Source organism: Amycolatopsis sp. WAC 04182, from assembly GCF_003947465.1.
Classification (GTDB): domain Bacteria; phylum Actinomycetota; class Actinomycetes; order Mycobacteriales; family Pseudonocardiaceae; genus Amycolatopsis.
Genome location: NZ_QHJJ01000006.1, coordinates 417,688 through 436,465, shown reverse-complemented (window position 1 = coordinate 436,465; position 18,778 = coordinate 417,688). Strand labels below are relative to the sequence as shown.

18 protein-coding genes are annotated in these 18,778 nt (G+C 68.9%); 4 read left to right on the top strand and 14 right to left on the bottom strand.

Annotated elements, in window-relative coordinates; genetic code table 11:
• Nucleotides 1-423: 423 nt before the first annotated feature.
• Complete coding sequence (locus DMH01_RS31180) at nt 424-1,449, top strand: family 2 encapsulin nanocompartment cargo protein polyprenyl transferase (protein ID WP_125681031.1); 1,026 nt, start codon at nt 424-426, stop codon at nt 1,447-1,449.
• A 56-nt stretch (nt 1,450-1,505) separates the two neighbouring features.
• Here the strand turns inward: DMH01_RS31180 and DMH01_RS31175 are convergent, their stop codons facing one another.
• The gene (locus DMH01_RS31175) at nt 1,506-2,633 is read right to left on the bottom strand and encodes a CapA family protein (protein ID WP_125681029.1); all 1,128 of its coding nucleotides are present in this window, start codon (nt 2,631-2,633) and stop codon (nt 1,506-1,508) included.
• Nucleotides 2,634-2,722: 89 nt separating this feature from the next.
• Between DMH01_RS31175 and DMH01_RS31170 the strand changes: the two genes are divergently transcribed.
• Complete coding sequence (locus DMH01_RS31170) at nt 2,723-3,073, top strand: hypothetical protein (protein ID WP_125681027.1); 351 nt, start codon at nt 2,723-2,725, stop codon at nt 3,071-3,073.
• Nucleotides 3,074-3,172: 99 nt separating this feature from the next.
• Here the strand turns inward: DMH01_RS31170 and DMH01_RS31165 are convergent, their stop codons facing one another.
• The 6 genes from DMH01_RS31165 to DMH01_RS31140 all read right to left on the bottom strand — a co-directional run bounded on the left by DMH01_RS31165 (nt 3,173) and on the right by DMH01_RS31140 (nt 8,730).
• The gene (locus DMH01_RS31165; RefSeq protein WP_125681025.1) at nt 3,173-4,489 is read right to left on the bottom strand and encodes a DNA polymerase IV; all 1,317 of its coding nucleotides are present in this window, start codon (nt 4,487-4,489) and stop codon (nt 3,173-3,175) included.
• Nucleotides 4,476-4,799 (bottom strand): transcriptional regulator, encoded by a 324-nt coding sequence (locus tag DMH01_RS31160; protein WP_125681023.1) that lies wholly within the window; start codon nt 4,797-4,799, stop codon nt 4,476-4,478. The genes DMH01_RS31165 and DMH01_RS31160 overlap by 14 nt, the downstream gene beginning before the upstream one ends.
• A complete protein-coding gene (locus DMH01_RS31155; protein ID WP_125681021.1) occupies nt 4,796-5,425 on the bottom strand; it encodes a hypothetical protein in 630 nt (209 codons plus the stop codon). Before DMH01_RS31155 ends, DMH01_RS31160 begins: the two co-directional genes overlap by 4 nt.
• Before the next feature lie 20 nt (nt 5,426-5,445).
• Nucleotides 5,446-6,177 carry an ABC transporter permease gene (locus DMH01_RS31150; protein ID WP_125681019.1) on the bottom strand — a complete coding sequence of 244 codons (732 nt, stop codon included), beginning with the start codon at nt 6,175-6,177 and terminating at the stop codon, nt 5,446-5,448.
• Nucleotides 6,174-7,076: an ABC transporter ATP-binding protein gene (locus DMH01_RS31145; protein ID WP_125681017.1), complete on the bottom strand. Its 903-nt coding sequence runs from the start codon at nt 7,074-7,076 to the stop codon at nt 6,174-6,176. The genes DMH01_RS31150 and DMH01_RS31145 overlap by 4 nt, the downstream gene beginning before the upstream one ends.
• 145 nt (nt 7,077-7,221) lie before the next feature.
• Nucleotides 7,222-8,730, bottom strand: coding sequence for an alpha/beta hydrolase (locus tag DMH01_RS31140; protein ID WP_125681015.1), 1,509 nt, complete (start codon nt 8,728-8,730; stop codon nt 7,222-7,224).
• Nucleotides 8,731-8,962: 232 nt separating this feature from the next.
• On the opposite strand from DMH01_RS31140, the gene DMH01_RS31135 reads away from it, so the two are divergent.
• Entirely contained in the window at nt 8,963-10,135 is a 1,173-nt protein-coding gene (locus DMH01_RS31135; protein WP_125681013.1) for a macrolide family glycosyltransferase, read from the top strand.
• Between the two features lie 74 nt (nt 10,136-10,209).
• Here the strand turns inward: DMH01_RS31135 and DMH01_RS31130 are convergent, their stop codons facing one another.
• From DMH01_RS31130 to DMH01_RS31110, 5 genes are all read right to left on the bottom strand, one after another.
• Nucleotides 10,210-11,937: an aminotransferase class V-fold PLP-dependent enzyme gene (locus DMH01_RS31130; RefSeq protein WP_125681011.1), complete on the bottom strand. Its 1,728-nt coding sequence runs from the start codon at nt 11,935-11,937 to the stop codon at nt 10,210-10,212.
• Nucleotides 11,934-12,701: an amino acid ABC transporter ATP-binding protein gene (locus tag DMH01_RS31125; RefSeq protein WP_125681009.1), complete on the bottom strand. Its 768-nt coding sequence runs from the start codon at nt 12,699-12,701 to the stop codon at nt 11,934-11,936. The genes DMH01_RS31130 and DMH01_RS31125 overlap by 4 nt, the downstream gene beginning before the upstream one ends.
• Nucleotides 12,694-13,593 carry an amino acid ABC transporter permease gene (locus DMH01_RS31120; RefSeq protein WP_125681007.1) on the bottom strand — a complete coding sequence of 300 codons (900 nt, stop codon included), beginning with the start codon at nt 13,591-13,593 and terminating at the stop codon, nt 12,694-12,696. The genes DMH01_RS31125 and DMH01_RS31120 overlap by 8 nt, the downstream gene beginning before the upstream one ends.
• Nucleotides 13,580-14,548 (bottom strand): ABC transporter substrate-binding protein, encoded by a 969-nt coding sequence (locus tag DMH01_RS31115; protein ID WP_125681005.1) that lies wholly within the window; start codon nt 14,546-14,548, stop codon nt 13,580-13,582. The genes DMH01_RS31120 and DMH01_RS31115 overlap by 14 nt, the downstream gene beginning before the upstream one ends.
• A gap of 347 nt (nt 14,549-14,895) precedes the next feature.
• Nucleotides 14,896-16,113: a glycosyl hydrolase family 8 gene (locus tag DMH01_RS31110; RefSeq protein ID WP_199745693.1), complete on the bottom strand. Its 1,218-nt coding sequence runs from the start codon at nt 16,111-16,113 to the stop codon at nt 14,896-14,898.
• A gap of 142 nt (nt 16,114-16,255) precedes the next feature.
• Here DMH01_RS31110 and DMH01_RS31105 point away from each other — a divergent pair, with 142 nt between their 5' ends.
• A complete protein-coding gene (locus DMH01_RS31105) occupies nt 16,256-16,657 on the top strand; it encodes a PPOX class F420-dependent oxidoreductase (protein ID WP_034320079.1) in 402 nt (133 codons plus the stop codon).
• On the opposite strand, the gene DMH01_RS31100 is transcribed toward DMH01_RS31105, so the two are convergent.
• Nucleotides 16,654-17,193 carry a TetR/AcrR family transcriptional regulator gene (locus DMH01_RS31100; RefSeq protein WP_125680998.1) on the bottom strand — a complete coding sequence of 180 codons (540 nt, stop codon included), beginning with the start codon at nt 17,191-17,193 and terminating at the stop codon, nt 16,654-16,656. The genes DMH01_RS31105 and DMH01_RS31100 overlap by 4 nt on opposite strands.
• Nucleotides 17,193-18,758, bottom strand: coding sequence for a long-chain-fatty-acid--CoA ligase (locus tag DMH01_RS31095; protein ID WP_125680996.1), 1,566 nt, complete (start codon nt 18,756-18,758; stop codon nt 17,193-17,195). The genes DMH01_RS31100 and DMH01_RS31095 overlap by 1 nt, the downstream gene beginning before the upstream one ends.
• Nucleotides 18,759-18,778: the final 20 nt, after the last annotated feature.

Sequence of the window (18,778 nt, the reverse complement as noted above, 5' to 3'; positions counted from 1 at the left end):
TAGTTCACCGCTCCACGAGCGAAAAGACCGGTTGAATCAATTCATACCAGCGGCGGACCACGGCGAGTGGATCATCACCGGCTCGGCCCAATTTCCCAGCACTCGAAACAATTTCCGATACACGGCGGAAAGGCGCGTCACCGGTCGGAGAGCGCGGCTTCACGACCGGGTGAGCGGCCACCACAAGACGTCACCAACCCCGTCGTATACCGGCATTTCGCGTAGTGCCGACACCCGAACGGCCGCCCCCGCGGCACGCGTCCGGGGCAGTCCGGCAATCAGGTGAACCTCTCCGCAGACCCGATCGAGTTGTTTGTCCGGGCATTACCCCTTGCTATGTTGACTTTGCACCTGTCCCACCCGAATGGGTATCCACGAATTGCGAAAAACAGCAGTTCACCGGGTCGACTGAAAGGGAGTCCGTTGACGACAACCGAGACCCATACCGGCGCCCGGCCAGCCGGTGAAGTGCTGAGCTGGAGCCGGAATCTGCTCGACCCGGCACTGCGCGACGCCGTCGACGGCCTGCCGGAATCGATGCGGCTCATCGCCGGCTACCACTTCGGCTGGTGGGACGAACACGGTCGTCCGTCCACTTCGGACAGCGGGAAGGCCTTGCGGCCGTCGCTGGCGCTGTTGTCGGCACAGGCGGTCGGCGGGGACGCCGAGATCGCCGTCCCGGTGGGTGTCGCGGTGGAGCTGGTGCACAACTTCTCCCTGCTGCACGACGACGTGATGGACTCCGACACCACCCGGCGGCACCGCCCGACGGCGTGGACCGTTTTCGGCACCGGCGCGGCGATCCTCGCCGGGGACGCCCTGCTGTGCCGGGCCTTCGAGGTGCTGTCCCCGTTCGGGCAGACCGCGCTGCGCGTGCTCAGCACCGCCGTGATCGACCTGCTGGAGGGCCAGAGCGCCGATCTGAAGTTCGAGGAACTCGGTGACGTCGACACCGCCGAATGCGTACGGATGGCCGAGGGGAAGACCGGCGCGTTGCTCGGGGCGTCGTGCACGCTCGGAGCGCTCGCCGGGGAAGGGAGGCAGGATCAGATCGACCGGCTGACCGAGTACGGGAGGGCACTCGGGCTGGCGTTCCAGCACATCGACGATCTGCTCGGGATCTGGGGCGATCCGGCGGTGACCGGGAAACCGGTCCACTCGGATCTGTCCAACCGGAAGAAGTCCCTGCCCGTGGTGGCCGCGCTCCACTCGGGGACCGAAGCCGGGCGAGAACTGGATGCCTTGTACCGCAAGGAAAACCTCGACGCCGCGGAATTGCCCCACGCGGCCGAGCTGGTGGAACGGGCGGGCGGCCGGGCGTGGAGTCAGGAGCAGGCCGACGCGCTCCTGACCGGCGCGCTGCACCATCTCGCCGTCTCGAACCCGGTGCCCCGCCCAGGCGCCGAGCTCGCGGCCCTCGCGAAACTGGTGGTGCGGCGACGGTATTGAAGGCGGGCGCGGTAAGGCAGGGGTGGGCGGGATGAGCCCACCCCTGTTCCCTCGGGTCAGCGGCCGGGGCGGGTCAGCCCCCGGTCGCCCGCGCCACGGCTGAGGACGACCTCGTCGGTGGCCTTGAGCGCTTCCGCGCCGGCGTTCCCGGCCTGCCCCGCGGTCAGGTCGAGCAGGCGGATCGGCGGGCCGAGCTGGACCAGCGTCGGGACGTATTCGGCCTTGTCGACCTTCCAGCGTTCGCCGTCCCGCACGAACCGGAACCGCGCGGCCGCGCCCTGTTCGGTCGACCCCTTCGGCTCCGAATGCCGGGCGACGCTGTTGCCGAGGCCGTAGGCCACCCATTTGCCGTTGATCTGCTCGAAGGGCTGCACGACGTGCGCGTGATGGCCGATGATCAGGTCGATCGAGTCGTCGCCGAGGAGCTTCTTCGCCAGCGAGCGCTGTTCGGCGGTCGGGTCGTGCTGGTATTCGGTGCCCCAGTGCAGGCTCGCGAGGACGACCTGCGCGCCCGCCTTCCGCGCGGCCTTGGCCTCGGCGATCACGTCTTCGGCGTCGATCTGGTTGACCAGCCAGGGTTTGCCCGCGGGCACCTTGATCCCGTTGAACCCGTAGGAGAAGGAGAGCTGGGCGACCTTGACGCCGTTGACGTCGACGATCAGCGGCTTCTTCGCCTCTTCGGCCGAACGCGCCGAGCCGGTGTGCTTGATCCCGGCCTCGTCGAGTTCGTCTAGTGTCCTGGTCGCGCCGTCCACGCCCTGGTCGATCGTGTGGTTGGACGCCGTCGAACAGTTGTCGTACCCGGTGTCCTTGAGCGCGCCGGCGATCTCGGGCGGCGCGCTGAACGACGGGTAGCCGCTGTACGGCCCGCCCTTCGGCGCGAGCGGGGTCTCCAGATGGCAGATGCCGAGGTCGGCCCCGGAGACCAGCGGTTTGATCCCGGCCAGCAGGGGCCGGTAGTCGATCTTGCCACCGCCGTCCGCCTTCGCCTGCTCGGTCAGCGCGGGGTGGATCAGCACGTCACCGGTCGCCACCACGGTGAACGACCCGTCCGGCGCCTGGCTCGTCCTCGGCGCCTCGGACGTCGCAGGCGACGGCGGCTGTTCCGGAGCGCCGCTGCACCCCGCGAGCAGGAGTGCGGCGCCGAGGAGGGCGGTGGTCTGACGGGCACGGGAGCTGAACATCTGTTCCCTCGATCGGGTGAAGGTCTCTCCATCCTGCCTTACGGCCGGTCACTGGACAGCGTCACGCCTGATCGCGGAGTATCGCTGCCATGTCCGCGCACTCCCGGTGGGGCCTGATCGGTTTCGTCGTCGTCGCGTTCTGGGTCGCCGCCGCGTGCGGTTCGTCGCCCGACCGGACGACGGCGGACGGCACCGCCGGGGCGATCGCGAAGGCGATGACCGACGGTGACAATCCCGCGCTTCTGGCCTTGACCTGCCCACGCACGCCGGATAAGCCCGCCGCTCCGGACGAGCTGGTCTCAGGCGAAACGCCGGTCGCCGTCGGCAGTGTCGACCAGAAGGGGCAGGCCGCCATGGCGGTCCTGAACGACCAGCGGAACGAGAAACGCGCGTACGGCGCGCTGCTGATCGAAGGCGACGACGGGAACTGGTGCATCTGACCGGGACACCGTGATCGCCCTCCAATCACGCGAGTTCGCTCTTCAATCACGCGAGATACGTCTCTGATCACGCGAGTTACGCGTTCGAGCACGCGACCCTCAAGCCAGGCAGTCGCCGGGTTCACCCCGCCGCAGCGCCGGATCCTCCTGCGGGAACGTCCGCGCCACCCCGGGCCCGCTGGTGCGCGTCTCGAACCGGACGGTCACCCGCCCGTGCCCGGCGCCCTGCACCCATCCGGCCCCGTACGACTCGTGCACGACGTCGTCCCCGGGCCGCCAGCTCGACGTCGCCACCGGTACCGGCGCGGGCGCTCGTTCGACCACGGGTGTCTCGGCGGCCGGAACGGAAAGAGTGAACAGCGGATCCTGATGCGGCACCGAAAGCCCGGAGAACGCCACCCCGGCCAGCCGCACCCCGCCGAACTCGGTGGGATCGATCAGCAGCCGTTCCGCCATCGCGGCGAGCTGGTCGAATTCGTCGGTGGGCGAGGCCATCGTCTCCGAACGCGTCACGGTGCTGAAATCGGTGTGCCGCAGCTTCACCACCACCGTCCGCGCGACGCGTTCGGCGTTGACGAGGCGCCGGTGCGCGTGCACGGCGAGGTCGCGGACCTCGCGGCGCAGGCTCACCAGATCGATCAGGTCGCGGTCGAAGGTCGTCTCCGCACTGACCTGCTTGAGCTCCGCGCGGTCGGACACCGGCCGGTCGTCGACGCCGGTGGCCAGCCGCCGCAGGTCCCGCCCGACCACACTGCCCAAAGTGGACACCGCGTCGGCGTCGGAGAGCGCGGTCAGCTGACCCAGTGTGCGGACGCCGATCGCCCGCAGTTTCCCTTCCGCCACCGGGCCGATCCCCCACAGGACCCTGGTCGGCAGCGGCGCGAGGAAGTCGCGTTCGGTGCCCTGGTCGACGACGAGCAGCCCGTCCGGTTTCGCCAGATCCGACGCGACCTTCGCGACCTGCTTTCCCGACGCCGCCCCGATCGACGCCACCAGGCCGATTTCGGACCGGATGTGCTCACGCAGGCGCGTACCGAACTCCCGCACCTCGTCGGAAGAGGCACCGGCCAGCGAAGGCGGTTCCGCGAAGGCCTCGTCGAGGGAGATCCGTTCCAGCACAGGCGCGTACTTCGCGACGAGGTCGAACACCTGGGTGCTCAGCAGCTCGTAGAGTTTGAACCGCGGCGGCAGGATCACCCCGGTGGGCGGCAGCAACCGCCGGGCCTGCGACATCGGCATCGCCGATTTGATCCCGTGTTCGCGCGCCTGGTAACTCGCTCCGGCGACGACGCCGCGCGGGCCCGCGCCGCCGACGAGCACCGCACGCCGCGCCAAGGTCGGCCGGGTCAGCTGTTCACAGGAGGCGTAGAACGCGTCCATGTCGAGGTGGATGACCCACCGGTCATGCCCGCCCATCGCCCGGCACCTCGAGAAGACGATGCAGGGCCTTCGTGTACTCCTCGAACGCGGCCCGGCCACGGGTGGTCAGCTCGACCAGGGTCACCGGCGTGCGGTGCTCGAACGCCTTCGTGATGTCGACGTAGCCCGCGTCCTCGAGTTTGCGCAGATGGGTCGACAGGTTGCCCGGGGTCATGTCCAGCAGTTGCTGCAGCCGGGGGAAGGTGATGCTGTCCCCCGGCCCCAGGCTCGACAGCGCCACGGTGACCCGCAGCCGAGCCTGCGCGTGGATCACCGGATCGAGCTGGGGCAGCCCGTCTTCGCTCATCGCGCCCGCACCAGGAAGACCAGCGCCGCCACCAGGAAGCCACCGCCGCCCGCGAGGCTCAGCACGAGGAAGTTGTGCGGTCCCCCGGCCAGCACGCTCGCCGCGCCGCACGCGATGATCCACACGCCGAGGCCGTACTGCAGTCTGCTCTGCCACAGCATCCCGCCGGCGAGGTACATCAGGCCGGTCAGGATGAGCGCGGTCCCGGACCACAGCAACGGGATCAGTCCGGTGTCGAGGCCGAGGCGGATCAGCGCGGTGTTCACCACCGTCAGCCCGCCGAACGCGATCATCCAGCTCCACCCGTACATCGCCCCGACGAGCCGGGACGGCCCGCGCACGCCGCGGCCCGAACGGATGCCGTAGATCGCCGAATACGCCATGGCGCCGAGGAAACCGGCGGCGGCGATCGCCCCGGCGGCCCACATCGGCAGCAGCGCGGTCGGCGGGGCGGAAAGGTAGACGAGCCCGAAGCCGAGCAGCCACACCGAACCCCACACGGCGAGCAGCACCGCCGGATTCGGCCCGATCTCGCGCCGGGTCTTCTCGGACTCCGTGGCGATGAGCGCGAGCGACTCCTCGGGCGTCATCGGCCGCTCGTCGCCGTCCCGTTCATCCTCCACCACCTCGGAAAACTAACACGGGTTCACAGTCTCGCCGTGTCGAGCCGGAACCTCGCCATCACCACGAGCGCGGGGACCACGAGCCACGCCGCGAGCACCGCGACGGCGGTCAGCGTGCCCGAACCGCCGAGCACCGGCGCGCGGCCGATCTCACCGAGCCAGTACGTCGGCATGAGGTGCCCCGCGGTGTTCATCCAGCCGGGCAGGACCTGCAGCGGGATCCACAGTCCGCCGAACATGCCCAGCGGCAGCATCAGCGCGCCGGTCACGGCCTGGACGGTGTCGCCCTTGCCGAACAGGCCGATCATCAGGCCCAGCACCGCGAAGGGCAGCGCACCGAGCCAGAGCGCGCCGAAGATCGTCAGCCATTGGCCGGTTTCGAGCCGGATACCGCGGATCATGCCGGCCGCGAAGATCACCAGCAGTACGGGCAACGCGACGAACAATCCCGCCGCCACCTTGACCATCAGGTAGCCGGGCGCCCGCATCGGTGTCAGCCGCAAGGTGCGCTGCCAGCCGTCGGTGCGTTCGGTGGCGACACGGGTGCCGGTGAACAGCGCGGCGGTCATGGCGCCGTACGCGGCCATGTTCACCATGGTCACCGTCGCGGTCGAGACCCCCGGAGCGATGTCGCGGGCGCCGAAGATCCCGCCGAACAACAGGAACATCGCCAGTGGCATGCCGATGGTGAACAACGCGAACTGCGGGCTGCGGACGATGCGCTTGATCTCCAGCGCCAGGTAGTTCAGGTTCATCGCAATGCTCCTTCAGCCACATCGGCGGTCAGTGCGATGAAGGCTTCTTCCAGTCCCACAGCGGTGATTTCGATGTTCGAGGCGAGCGGGAACTCGCGCAGCAGGCCGCGGATGGCGGCGTCGGAGTCGGCACAGCTCAGCTCCGCGTGCCCGGCGCGCAGCACCGCGCGCGACACCCCGGGCAACGCGGCGAGCGTGGCTTGGGTGGCATTCGGGACGACGGCACGCAGCACGCGTCCGGCGACCGCGGCCCGGACCTCGCCGACCGGACCGTCCGCGACCACCCGGCCGTGCCGCATGAGCACGACGCGGTCCGCGTAGTCCTCGGCCTCGGCGAGGTAGTGCGTCGCGAAGAGGACCGTGCGGCCCGTCTCGGTGTACTCGCGCATCGACGCCCAGAACCGGCGCCGCCCGTCGACGTCCATGGCGGCGGTCGGCTCGTCGAGCACCAGCAGGTCCGGATCACCGACCAGCGCGAGCGCGAACCGCACCCGCTGCTGCTCGCCACCGGAGAGCTTCCCGCAGCGGCGATTCGCGTATTCGGTGACGCCGGCGCGTTTGAGCACCTCACCGACCGGCAGCGCGTTCCGGTGCAGCGAAGCGAACAGGCCGACGAGTTCGGCGACCGTGGCGTCCCTCAGCAACGTCCCGTTCTGCGCCATCGCGCCGACCATCCCCCGGTCCATCGCTTCGGCCGCGGTGAGCCCGGCGACCCGGACCTGACCGGCGTCCGGCCTGCTCAGGCCCAGCAGCATGTCGATGGTGGTCGATTTGCCCGCACCGTTCGGCCCGAGCAGCGCCACGACCTCCCCCGGTGCGGCCCGCACACTGACGTCGTCGACGGCCAGGACGTCGCCGAAGCGCTTGACCAGCCCTTGGAGGCTGAACGCGTCCGCCATGACTTTCCCCCTTCGAGCACTCTGAACTACAAAGCTCACTTCCACTTTGTAACACAAAGTCCCCTGCCGTGGAAACCCCGGGAGTACATGAAGGCCCCCTTCCTGTACCTGGGCGCAAGGAAGGGGGCCTTCATGTACTCCCGGGTTAGGCGGGTACCGGGAGTGGTAGCGGCGCGCATTCGACGTCGGCCGTCCGCCCGGGCTTGCGCTCGGGCAGTGCCCCGGTCGCCAGGTAGTCGGCGATCCGGTTGTCGACGCACGCGTTGCCGCGCGGGGTGATGGCGTGGCTCGTGCCGCCCGGCTGACCGATCAGGCGAGCGCCGGGGAACCGGCTACGCACTTCGAGGCTGCCTTCGTACGGCGTCGCCGCGTCGAGGGTCTCGCCGATCATCAGCACGCTCGGCACCTTCGAGCCGTCGACCTTGACCGGCTTGCCGGGCTTCGCGGGCCAATACAGGCAAGGCGCGTTGAACCAAGCGTTCTGCCAGGTGAAGTACGGCGCCTGCTGATAGGTCCGCCAGTTGTCGCGCTTCCACTGCTGCCAGCTCGGCGGCCACTTCACGTCCGTGCACTGGACGGCGAGGTAGACGGCATAGCCGTTGTCGTCACCACGGCCGCCGAAGCCCTCGAACAGGCCCTTCATCGTCTGCCAGTCGCCCTTGTTGACGAACTTCGCCAGCGCGTCCCCGAGCAGCGGCCAGCGCAGCTGGTAGTAGGAAGCCTGCTGGAAGACGTCGAGGAACTCGTCGGGCCCGATGTAGCCGCCCGCCGGAACCGCCGCCAGCTTCTTCAGCTGCTCGTCGAAGACCTGCTTCACCGCGGCCTGGGTCTTGCCGAGGTGATAGACGCCGTCATGCGACGCGACCCAGCCGAACCAGATGTTGAGATTGACGTCGAACGCCACGTCCTGATTCAGATTGGCCTGGTACCAGACGTTGCGAGGGTCCACAGTGGAATCGAGGACCATCCGGCGGACGTGCTGCGGGAACAGTGTCCCGTAGACCTGGCCGAGATACGTGCCGTAGGAGTACCCGTAGAAGTTCAGTTGCTCCGCGCCGAGCGCCTTGCGGATGCTCTCCATGTCCTTGACCGTGTCGGTCGTCTTGATGTTCTCCAGCAGCGCGCGGCTGTTCTTCTCCGCGCACGCGTCGGCGTAGGACTTCGAGCGCTGCAACCAGGTCTGCTCCAGCTGCCGCGTCGTCGGCACGTAGTTCGGCCGGTTGTAGTCCATGTAGTTCGGGATGCAGGAAAGCGCGGGTTTGCTGGAGCCGACGCCGCGCGGGTCGAAACCGACCCAGTCGTAGGCGTCGCCGGCGTGGTTCGGCACGCGCGTCCCGCGAGTGGCGAGCAGCAGCCCGGAACCGCCGGGCCCGCCCGGGTTGGTGAGCATGACGCCCTGGTACTGCGCGTCGGGTGTCTTGTGCTTGACACGGCTGAGCGCGAGCTGGATCTTTTCGCCACGCGGCCGCGAATAGTCCAGCGGAACGGGCAGGTAGCCGCATTCGGCACCGGCCTTGATCAAGGTCTCGTCGGTACAGGCGCCCCAGGTGATCGTCTCGGCGGGCTGCGTCTCTTCCGCCGCGACGGCGGGCGCGGTCACCGCGACCGACGCCAGCGTGGCGACGGCCAGCGCGGTGATGAGCACACGTCTCAAAGGTTTCTCCCTTTCCCTCCAAAGGTGAAAGCCCCGAAACCCTATCCACGTCCCTGACCCGCGGAAGCCTTGCGGCGAAGGTCCCTACCAACGGCGGGTCCCGATCGCGGCAAACCGGGCAACCCGTTAATCGGTTGGGCGGTCTCGCGGGGCTCGCTACGCTGACGATCATGATCTGCCACGTCCCCATGCCCGCCGTCTGACACCCCTTCACGGAACCGGACAGGACATCATGCGGAACAAGCACATCGCCATGATCGGCAGCACCGCGCCGAGCCATGTCTATCCGTCGCTGGCGATCATCCGTGAGCTGGTCGCTCGCGGGCACCGGGTCACCTACGCCGTGGGCGAACCGCTCACCGGGTTGATCGAGCCGACCGGGGCCGAGGTCGTCCCGCATCCGTCGATCCTCCCGCTCGGCGATCAGGCGGCGTGGCCGGAGGATCCGGCGTCGCAGATGCGGGTCTTCCTCGACGAGGGCATCCAGGCGATGCCGGTGCTCACCGGCTTCTACGACGAGAACCGCCCGGACCTGCTGCTGTACGACATCGGCGGCCTCCCGGCTCCGTTGCTGGCCGAGCGCTACGACGTTCCGGCGGTGCAGCTTTCCCCGACGTATGTCGCCTGGGAAGGCTACGAAGAGGACATGGGCGAGATGCTGACCGCGATCCGGACCTCACCGTCCGGAAAGGACTATTTCGCCACGTTCACCCGATGGCTGCACGAGAACGGCATCGAGGCCGACGCCTGGGACTGGATCTCCCATCCGCCCCAGGTGCTCGCGCTGCTGCCGAAGGCGATGCAGCCGAACGTCGAGCGCGTGCCGTCCACGGTCCGGTTCGTCGGCCCGGCGCTGGACCCGGAACGCCTCGCCGACCGGAGCTGGACCCCGCCGTCGAACGGCAGGAAGGTCCTGCTGATGTCGCTCGGCACGGCCTTCACCGACCAGCTCGACCTGTTCCGCGCTTGTGTCGACGGCTTCCGCGACTCGGACTGGCACGTCGTCATCTCCATCGGCCAGACCGATCCGGCCGCGCTCGGGCCGCTGCCCGAGCACATCGAGGTGCATCCGTTCGTGCCGCAACTCGCCGTGCTGGAGGCCGCGTCGGCGTTCATCACGCACGCCGGCATGGGCGGCAGCACGGAATCGCTCTGGTACGGCGTGCCGACCGTCGCGATCCCGCTGGCCACCGACGGTTTCGGCAACGCCGCGAAGCTGGCGGAACTCGGTGTCGGCGAGCAGCTCCCGGCGGACGAGGTGACGGCCTCGACGTTGCGGGCCGCCGTCGATCGGGTCTCCGGGTCGCCCGAGGTGGCCGCGCGGCTCGCCGAGGTCCAGGCCGAGACGCGCGGGAACGGCGGAATCGACAAGGCGGCCGATGCCGTGGAGTCCTTCCTCGCCTAGCCCCCGCTGCAATGAAGGACGCTTTCATAGCAAATTTTGCTATGAAAGCGTCCTTCATTGCGCGCGCGAGAGCGTCAGGTTCCCCGGATCTCGTTCAGATAGTTGTAGATCGTGTACCGCGTGACGTCGAGTTCCCCGGCGAGGTGGTCCACGGAGTCCTTGATGAGGAAGAACCCGGCCTCGTCCAGTTCCCGGACCACGGCCGCCTTGTGCCGCTTCTTCATCAGGTCCACCGGGATCCCTGCCTTCGCCACGGCGCGCCCGACCAGGAACCGCTGCAGGCTGTCGACGTCCGGCGGGAACGTCTCCGGCTCGTGCCCGTTGGCCTTCGGCGCACCGTCGGACAGCCGGTTGACGCACAGGCAACCGATCGCGACCCCGTCGGCGTCCCGCAGGAACAACGTCGACGAGCGGATCGCGCGCCCGTCGGGGCCGTGGGTCTCGTAGTTCGTCAGGTCCTGCGTGGTACCGCGACGGACCAGGCCCAGCAGCAGATCCGTCATCGGCCCGCCGACCGTCCGGCCGGTGAGGTCACCCGCGATGGCGACGATCGAGTCCGGGAGCCTGCTCAGGTCGTGCAGCAGGACTTCGTTGCCCGGCCCCAGCATCGCCGCGAGCGCGTGCACCGCCGGGACGAGCGCGGTGAGCAGATCCCCTGAAGCCGCCGAAGCGACGACCGGCGCTTCGACCACCGTGACCGGCTTCTTCAGCCGCTCCAACACCGAACGCACCTGTTCGGCCGCGCTCGCCGGAGTCGACGCGTGCGGCGACAGCCGGACATGTTCCGGACGCACGGTCGCGGCGATCCCGGCGTTCGCCAGCGCGGAACCCACCTGTTCGGCCGCGTGCCCGGGAAGCGTGAAGGCGAGGATCCCCGCCCGCCGGTCGACGGCCGAAACCACTTCCCCGCCCACGGATTTCACGGCCTCTTCGAGTTCGCCGACCCGTTCGGCGATCCGTCCGGCGATGGCGCCGACGCCCGCTTCCTCGACCAGTTCCAGCGCGGCCGCGAACGCGCCCGAGGTGATCGGGCTCAGGTTCGAGAGGGACCACGAGGCCGCGGTCTCGTCGGCCGGATGGATCTCGTCGTCGAACAATCCCGGATCGCGGGCGCCGGTCCAGCCGGAGAGGATCGGTTCCATCCGCTCCAGCGCGCGATCGGACAGCACGGCGAAACCGGTGCCCCACCCCGCCCGCAGCCACTTCTGTCCGCCGACGACGAGCACGTCCGCGACCTCCCAGGGCGCTTCGGTCACCCCGAAGCCCTGGATGCCGTCGACCACGAGCAGCCTGTCGCCGACCACTTCACGGATCGCCGCGAGATCGGCGCGGTACCCGGTGCGGAAGTCGACCGCGCTCACGCTGACCAGCGACGTCTCCGGCGTCAGCGCCGCCTTGACCGCGCCCGCGGTGACGTTCCCCAGCGGCAGCCGCCGCACGGTCAGCCGTCCCGCCTGTTCGGCCCGCGCCCACGGGTAGGTGTTGGCCGGGAACTCCGCCGCCGACACCAGCGCCTGGCCGCCGGGCGCGTTGAACGCCGCCTGGAACAACCCGAGACTGGTGTGCGGCAGCAGCACCGTGTGGTCGGTGTCGCTGCCGGAAAGCCGCGCGGCGGCGGCCTTGGCCCTGGTCTCCTGCCGCATCAGGTCGTCCACAGTGGACGGACCGGCCTTGGTGGCGGCGTCGAGCAGGCTCGCCGTCGTGTCGAGCACGGCGTGCGACGGCGGCCCGAACCGCGCGAAGTCGAGGTACCCGGCCGGCTCGTCGAACTGCAGCAGGTACCGCGGGGAGATCCGCGTCATGCGAGGACCCGTGCCAGGAACTGCTTGGTCCGCTCGTGCTTCGGCGCGCTCAGGATCTCCCCCGGCGGCCCGGTCTCGACGACCACGCCGTCGGCCATGAACACCACCTCGTCCGCGGCCTCGGCCGCGAACCCCATCTCGTGCGTCACCACGACCATCGTCATCCCCTCCGCGGCCAACGTACCCATCACCGCCAGCACCTCGCCCACGAGTTCCGGATCGAGCGCCGACGTCGGCTCGTCGAACAGCATCAGCTTCGGTTTCATCGCGAGCGACCGGGCGATCGCGACCCGTTGCTGCTGCCCGCCGGACAACTGCGCCGGATAGGCGTCGGCCCGGTGCGCGAGGCCGACCCTGTCGAGCAGTTCGAGCGCTTGCTCCTTGGCCTCGTCCATGGGGACGCCGAGCACCCGCACCGGCCCTTCGACGACGTTCTGCAGCGCCGTCCGGTGGCCGAACAGGTTGAACCGCTGGAACACCATGCCGATGTCGCGCCGCTGCCGGGCGACCTCGCGTTCCTTCAGCTCGTACAGTTTTCCGTTGCGCAGCCGGAAACCGATCGGCTCGCCGTCGACCCAGACCTGCCCGGCGTCGATCGTCTCCAGGTGGTTGACACAGCGCAGGAAGGTGCTCTTCCCCGCGCCCGACGGGCCGAGCAGGCAGACCACCTGTCCTTTGTGGACTTCGAGGTCGATCCCGCCGAGTACTTCGGTGTGGCCATAGCTCTTGCGGACGCCGACGGCTTTGAGCAGCGGCTCAGACACGTTCACTCCTCACCAGCGGCGCGGTGCGCAAGGCCTTGGCGGCACGGGAGAACGGGCTCCTCGACCGATCCTCGGAGTCGAAGGCTCGCTCCAGATAGTGCTGCCCGACCCCGGCGACGGTCACCACGACCATGTACCAGACGGCGGCGGCCAACAGGGTCTCCATCACCAGCAGGTTGTTGGACGAGATGTTGTTGGCGGCGTGGATCAGCTCGGTCACGCCGATCACCGACGCCATCGACGTCCCCTTGAGCATGTTGATGAAGTCGTTGCCGGTCGGCGGGATGATCACCCGCATCGCCTGCGGCAGCACCACGCGGCGCAGTGTCGCGCCCGGCGACATCCCGATCGACTTCGCCGCCTCGGTCTGTCCACTGTCGACACTGTTCAGCCCGGCGCGGACGATCTCCGCCATGTACGCGCTCTCGTTCAGCGCCAAGCCCAGCAGCGCGGCGGTGAACGCGGTGATCAGCACGTTGGTCTGCTCGTGCAGCAGGTAGCCGCCGAACGGCAGCGGGATCGAGATGAACTCGAAGACCAGCGCCAGGTTGTACCAGATCAGGATCTGCAGCAGCACCGGAAGCCCGCGGAACAGCCAGATGTAGCCCGCCGCGAACCAGCGCGCCACCGGATTCGCCGAGCGGCGCATCAACGCGATCACGATCCCGATGACGATCGCCGAACCCTGCGCGATCACCGCGAGCAGCACGGTGTTGAGCAGACCGACCGCCATCACCCGGTACCACAGGAATTCCGGGACGGAATCCCACTGGATCTGCGCGTTCGCGAGCGCGATCCCGAGCAGCACCAGCAGCGCGAGGATGACGACGGCGCTGACCCAGCGGCCCCAGTGCCTCAGCCGGACGATCGGCAGCGGCTCAGCTTCCGCCATTGAGCTTCGCCTCCTTGACCGCGCCCTGCTCGACGCCCCAGGCCTGCAGGATCTTGCCGTAACCGCCGTCGGCGATCAGGGACTGCAACGCCTTCTGGATCGACTCCGCGAGCGGCTTGTTCTCCTTGTTGACGCCGATCCCGTACGGCCCGCCGTTGATCGGCTCGCCGGGGACGACCTCGAAGAACTTGCCCTCGCCCGCGGTCCGCGAGATGTAGACCGCGCTGGGCAGGTCGTTGAGGATGACGGCGACCCGGCCGGTGCGGAGCTGGTTCTGGTTCTGGGTGTCGGAATCGGTCGCGGTCACCGTCAGCGCGGGCTTCCCGGCCTGCGTGCACTTGCCGTTCTGCTCTTCGGCGAACTTCTGGTGGCTCGTCCCCTGCACGACCGCGACGTTCTTGCCGCACAACGTGTCCGCGCCGGAGATCCCGTCGGGGTTGCCCTTGCGGACCATGATCGTGATACCGGAGGAGAAGTAGTCGACGAAATCGATCTGCGCCTGGCGGGTCTTGGTGTCGTTCATCGCGGCCATCGTGAGATCGACGCGGCCGGACTGGAGGCTGGTGATCAGCGAGCCGAACGCCATGTCCTGGTGGTGCACGGTGACGCCCAGCTTCTTGCCGATGGCCTTGGCGAGGTCGACCTCGTAGCCGATCGGGGTCTTGCCGTCGGCGGCGTAGAAGTTGTTGGGCGCGGACTGCAGGTTCGAGGCCAGGTGCAGCATCCCGGCCTGCGCGTACTTCGCGGGCAGGGTGCCGGCGACGGCGGCGTCCTTCTGGACGGACTCGATCAGCGCGGCCGTGTCCGGGATGGCGGCGGGCGCGCCCGGCGCGGCGGGTTCCTGGCCACCGGCACCGTCGGGCCCACCTCCGCAGGCCGCGGTGACGAGCGCGGCCACGCCGGTGAGCACGGCCAGGCGCCAGGTTCGGGTCAGGGTGAGCGGCGTCGACGGCATGACGGACCTCCACGGGGGCTTCAGGTGGTCGCCGACGCTACAACTGGGTGTTGAAGAGGTCAACTCGCAGTTGAAATCCTGTCCGGTGGATGTCCGTTTCGCGCGTGAAGGCCCCCTTCACGCGGCTTCCGTGGCCCGGGGTCGTGAGTGGTAAGGACGGTTCTAACCGTCCTCACCACTCACGAGACCTTGACCAGCTCGGTACCTGCACCTTGCTCGCCTGAGGTACATGAAGGCCCCCTTCCTGTACCTAGGCGCAAGGAAGGGGGCCTTCATGTACTCGGGAACGCGTGAAGGTCGAGTTTCCTCGGCTGAGCCGAGGGAAGGAGGCCTTCGCGCGAGTTACCTCAGACCGCGACGTAGTTCCCCGACAGGATGATCAGGACCTGCACGGTGATGCCGGTGCCGTAGTAGTCCTTGGCGTTCGGCGACCAGGTGGTGATCGACGTCCACAGCTTGTCGAGCCAGGCCTGGCTGCCCGGGTCGTTCATCGCCGCAATGGCGAACGACGCGGTGAAGCAGGGGTGCTGACCCGTCTCGCCCGGCAGCTTGGACCCGGACAGCGTGTAGCCGGTGGTGATCTTGGCCGGGTTGCCGCCGGTGTTCTGCTGGATCCAGGTGTTCATCTTCCGCACCTGACCCTGCGCGGGGCTCCCCGAAACGGTGATGCCGTCGACGCCGAGCCGCCACGGGTCACGGCAGGCGTTGTAGCCGTAGTGCGGGTCGTGGTCCTCGAGGAAGCCGTCTGGAGCGGGCTTCGGCGTGGAGTTCGTGTTGACGACGAAGTCCGGGATGAGGCCGGTCTTCGGCGCGTACTGCTGCTGCAGCTGCGTGACGGCCTTCTCCTGCCGCGTCCGGACCTGGCCCCAGAACGAGTCGCCGGTGGCCTTTTCGAACGCGCGAAGGTGCCCCGGCATCCAGTCCGAGGAGCGCGAGCTGTTGATGTACTTGCCGCTGTCGGCCCAGTCCGCCAGCCGCATGAACTTGGTGTCGGGGTTGACCTCGCTGCGCTTGATCGCCTTGATGATCCGCAGCGCCTCGGCCTTGTAGTTGACCGAACCCCCGCTGCCCCAGACCTTGTCGGCGAGGAGCAGGCCGTACGCGATCTCGAGGTCGCCGTCGGTCGCCGAGTCACTGCCGTTGTCGCTCTGGCAGCTCTCGTTCTGCTCGGCGGCGTGCAGATCCTTGTCGATCACCGACGGGTGCGCCTTGACGAACTTCAGGATGCCGTCGAAGACCGTGCGCGCCTGCGGGTCCTTGCCCGCCATCATCGCCGCGATGGTCATGCCGTAGCCCTGCCCCTCGGCCACGAAGGCATGGTCGGCGTCCGGCGCCTTGACCGCGTACGTGCCCGCCCCGCACTTGGTGGTCAGGAAGTTCTTCTTCCAGTAGTCGTAGTACTTGGCGAGCGCCGCGTCCTGCGCCGACTGGGCTACGGACGGGCGCAGAACGCCTGGCAGGTAAGGGGTCCCCTGAGCGGTCACCGCGGTGGCGGGGGCGGTCGTGGCGACCAGCCCGGCGGTCAGCGCGGCCGCGGCCAGCACTGTCCGAACGGTCTTTCTCATCGGCTCCTCCGGAAACGTCGTTGATGGCGGCGGCGCGTTTCGAGAGTGACAGCCGGGTGGGGCAAAAACAAGAGAGTTAAGAAAGTTTCCTTACTATTACCTCAAAGGACGCCTGCGTGACGCGTACTTTAGCGTTGACGCCATGACGATCGACCTGAGCGCGCGCGGCGAGTCCTTCCGGGACTTCTGGACCGAACGGCACCTCGCCACCCTGACCACGGTCCGCCCCGACGGGACCCCGCACGTCGTCGCGGTGGGGGTCACGGTGGACTTCGAGGCCGGGATCGCCAGGGTGATCACGTTCCGCTCGTCCAAGAAGGCCCGGCTGATCAAGGAAGCGGGCGAACAGGGCATTCCGGTCGCCGCCTGCCAGATCGACGGGCCGCGCTGGTCCACTTTGGAGGGACGCGCCGTGCTGCGCGAAGACCCGGAGTCGGTGCGCGACGCCGAGAACCGCTACGCCGCGCGCTACCGGCAGCCCAAGCCGAACCCGGAACGCGTGGTCGTCGAGATCACCGTGACCCGGGTGCTCGGCAACGCCTAACCCGCGAGCACGAGCCGGGTGTACTCGTCGAGGATCTCGCCGAGATCGGTGAAGCCGCCCGCCGAGGCCACCTGCTGATACCCCACCAGCATCGCCAGCCCGAGCGAGGTCACGACCTCGGCGCGGCGCCGGTCGGGGATCAGCTCGGCCACCACCTTCCCGACCGTCTTGACCCGGGCGTCGTCGACGCGTTTCTGCGCCACGCGAACGGTTTCGTCGTTCGCCGCCCAGGCGCGGATGGCGGCCTCCGCGCGATGCCGGAGGCCGCGCGTCAGGCTCATCAGCGCGGCGAAGTCCGCCTCGGGTCCGCCGGAACCGAAGTCCAGGTCCCGCAGGATCCGCACCTGCCGTTGCGCCCAGAACTCGAGCAGCGCGCCGACGAAACCGGGCCAGCCGCCGAAATGGTGGTAGAAGGATCCGCTGGTGACGCCCAGGCGTTTGCCGAGCGTGCCGACGTTGAGCCCGGCGAACCCGGACTCGGCGAGGAGGTCCAGCGCCGCGTCGAAGTACTTCTCGCGGCTGACGGTCGACGGCATCAGACGGCCCGCTCCCGCCCCTCCCAGTACGGGCGCCGCAAGGTGCGCTTGAGGATCTTGCCGGTCGCGTTGCGCGGCAACGCTTCCACGATCTCGACCGTACGCGGGCATTTGTAGTGCGCCAGGCGTTCCCGGCAGTACTCGACGAGTTCGTCGACGTCGACCTCTTGCCCGGGCACGGGCGCGACGACCGCCTTGATCTGTTCGCCCCAGCGCTCGTCGGGAATCCCGATCACGGCGACCTCGCCGACCGCGGGATGTTCGGCGAGGACCCGTTCCACCTCGGGCGAGTAGACGTTCTCGCCGCCGGTGATGATCATGTCCTTGACGCGGTCCTCGATGAAGACGAAGCCTCCGTCGTCGACCCTGCCGACGTCGCCGCTGCGGACCCACCCGTCGACGATCGTCTCCGCGGTCGCCTCGGGTTTGCCCAGATAGCCCGCCATCGCCTGGTCGGTGCGGAACCACAGCTCACCCGGGGTCCCCGGTTCGGTGTCTTCGAGGGTCGCCGGGTCGACGACGCGCATCCGCACCGCGGGCAGCACCGTGCCCGCCGACGCCAGCCGCTCCGGACGGGCGGTGTCGCGATGCGCCTCCGGATCGAGCGCCGTCACCACTCCCGACAGTTCCGTCATGCCGTACACCTGCACGAACCTGGTGCCCGGCCAGGCCGCGAGCGACTTCCGCAGCAACGGGAGCGGCATCGGCGACGCACCGTAGCCCAGGTACTTCAACCGCGAGAACGCGGCGACGGCCTGCTCCCCCGCCTGCATGATCCCGGCGACCACTGCGGGCACCAGGAACGCGTGCGTGACACCCTCGGCCAGCGCGCCCAGCAGGGACTTACCGTCGGGCTCGCGGGTCATCGTCGTCGGCTGCCCGTAATGGAAACCGATGATGGCGTAACAACTCCCGCCCACGTGGAACAGCGGCATCGCGACCAGGTTGCGATCGCCTTCCCCCATCGGGAACTGGGCACCGGCGTTCCTGCTGTGCGCCAACAGGTTCCGGTGCGTCAGCACGGCGCCCTTGGGGAAACCGGTGGTACCGCTGGTGTAGATGATCAGCGCGCCGTCGTGTTCGCCGACCTCGGGTGACGGCCCCGCGGGGTCAGCCCCGGCCAGGAAGTCCTCGTACTGGTTGTCTTCCCCGCCGACGACGATCACGCGCTCGACCGACGGCAGCCGATCACGCAGCGCCTCGACCGCGGCCAGCGATTCGGGACCGGCGAAGACGATCCGCGCGCCGCTGTCGCCGAGGACGTACGCCAGTTCCTCCGGGGCGAGGCGCCAGTTGACGACCGCGTTCGCCGCCCCGAGCGAGGACGCGCCGAAGGTCACCTCCAGGCAGGCCGGCGTGTTCTTGTCGACGAAGGCGACCCTGTCGCCCCTGCCGAGCCCGGCGGCCCCGAGCGCACCGGCGACCCGCCTCGCCCGCTCGTCGAGCTGTGCCCAGGTGAGCCGCCGCCCCTGGAACGAGAGGGCTTCCCGCTCGGGGATCGTCTCCGCCCAATACGCGAAAAGTTCACCGAGAAGCCGTACATCCGGACGCGCGTCGTCGGGCATGCCGGACCCCTTTCGCCTGG

Coding starts and splice junctions, on each gene's coding strand:
- DMH01_RS31175 (WP_125681029.1), bottom strand. CDS start 2,633: ATGTTCAGCTCCCGTGCCCGTCAGACCACCGCCCTCCTCGGCGCCGCA.
- DMH01_RS31170 (WP_125681027.1), top strand. CDS start 2,723: ATGTCCGCGCACTCCCGGTGGGGCCTGATCGGTTTCGTCGTCGTCGCG.
- DMH01_RS31165 (WP_125681025.1), bottom strand. CDS start 4,489: ATGGGCGGGCATGACCGGTGGGTCATCCACCTCGACATGGACGCGTTC.
- DMH01_RS31160 (WP_125681023.1), bottom strand. CDS start 4,799: ATGAGCGAAGACGGGCTGCCCCAGCTCGATCCGGTGATCCACGCGCAG.
- DMH01_RS31150 (WP_125681019.1), bottom strand. CDS start 6,177: ATGAACCTGAACTACCTGGCGCTGGAGATCAAGCGCATCGTCCGCAGC.
- DMH01_RS31145 (WP_125681017.1), bottom strand. CDS start 7,076: ATGGCGGACGCGTTCAGCCTCCAAGGGCTGGTCAAGCGCTTCGGCGAC.
- DMH01_RS31135 (WP_125681013.1), top strand. CDS start 8,963: ATGCGGAACAAGCACATCGCCATGATCGGCAGCACCGCGCCGAGCCAT.
- DMH01_RS31130 (WP_125681011.1), bottom strand. CDS start 11,937: ATGACGCGGATCTCCCCGCGGTACCTGCTGCAGTTCGACGAGCCGGCC.
- DMH01_RS31120 (WP_125681007.1), bottom strand. CDS start 13,593: ATGGCGGAAGCTGAGCCGCTGCCGATCGTCCGGCTGAGGCACTGGGGC.
- DMH01_RS31115 (WP_125681005.1), bottom strand. CDS start 14,548: ATGCCGTCGACGCCGCTCACCCTGACCCGAACCTGGCGCCTGGCCGTG.
- DMH01_RS31110 (WP_199745693.1), bottom strand. CDS start 16,113: ATGAGAAAGACCGTTCGGACAGTGCTGGCCGCGGCCGCGCTGACCGCC.
- DMH01_RS31105 (WP_034320079.1), top strand. CDS start 16,256: ATGACGATCGACCTGAGCGCGCGCGGCGAGTCCTTCCGGGACTTCTGG.
- DMH01_RS31100 (WP_125680998.1), bottom strand. CDS start 17,193: ATGCCGTCGACCGTCAGCCGCGAGAAGTACTTCGACGCGGCGCTGGAC.
- DMH01_RS31095 (WP_125680996.1), bottom strand. CDS start 18,758: ATGCCCGACGACGCGCGTCCGGATGTACGGCTTCTCGGTGAACTTTTC.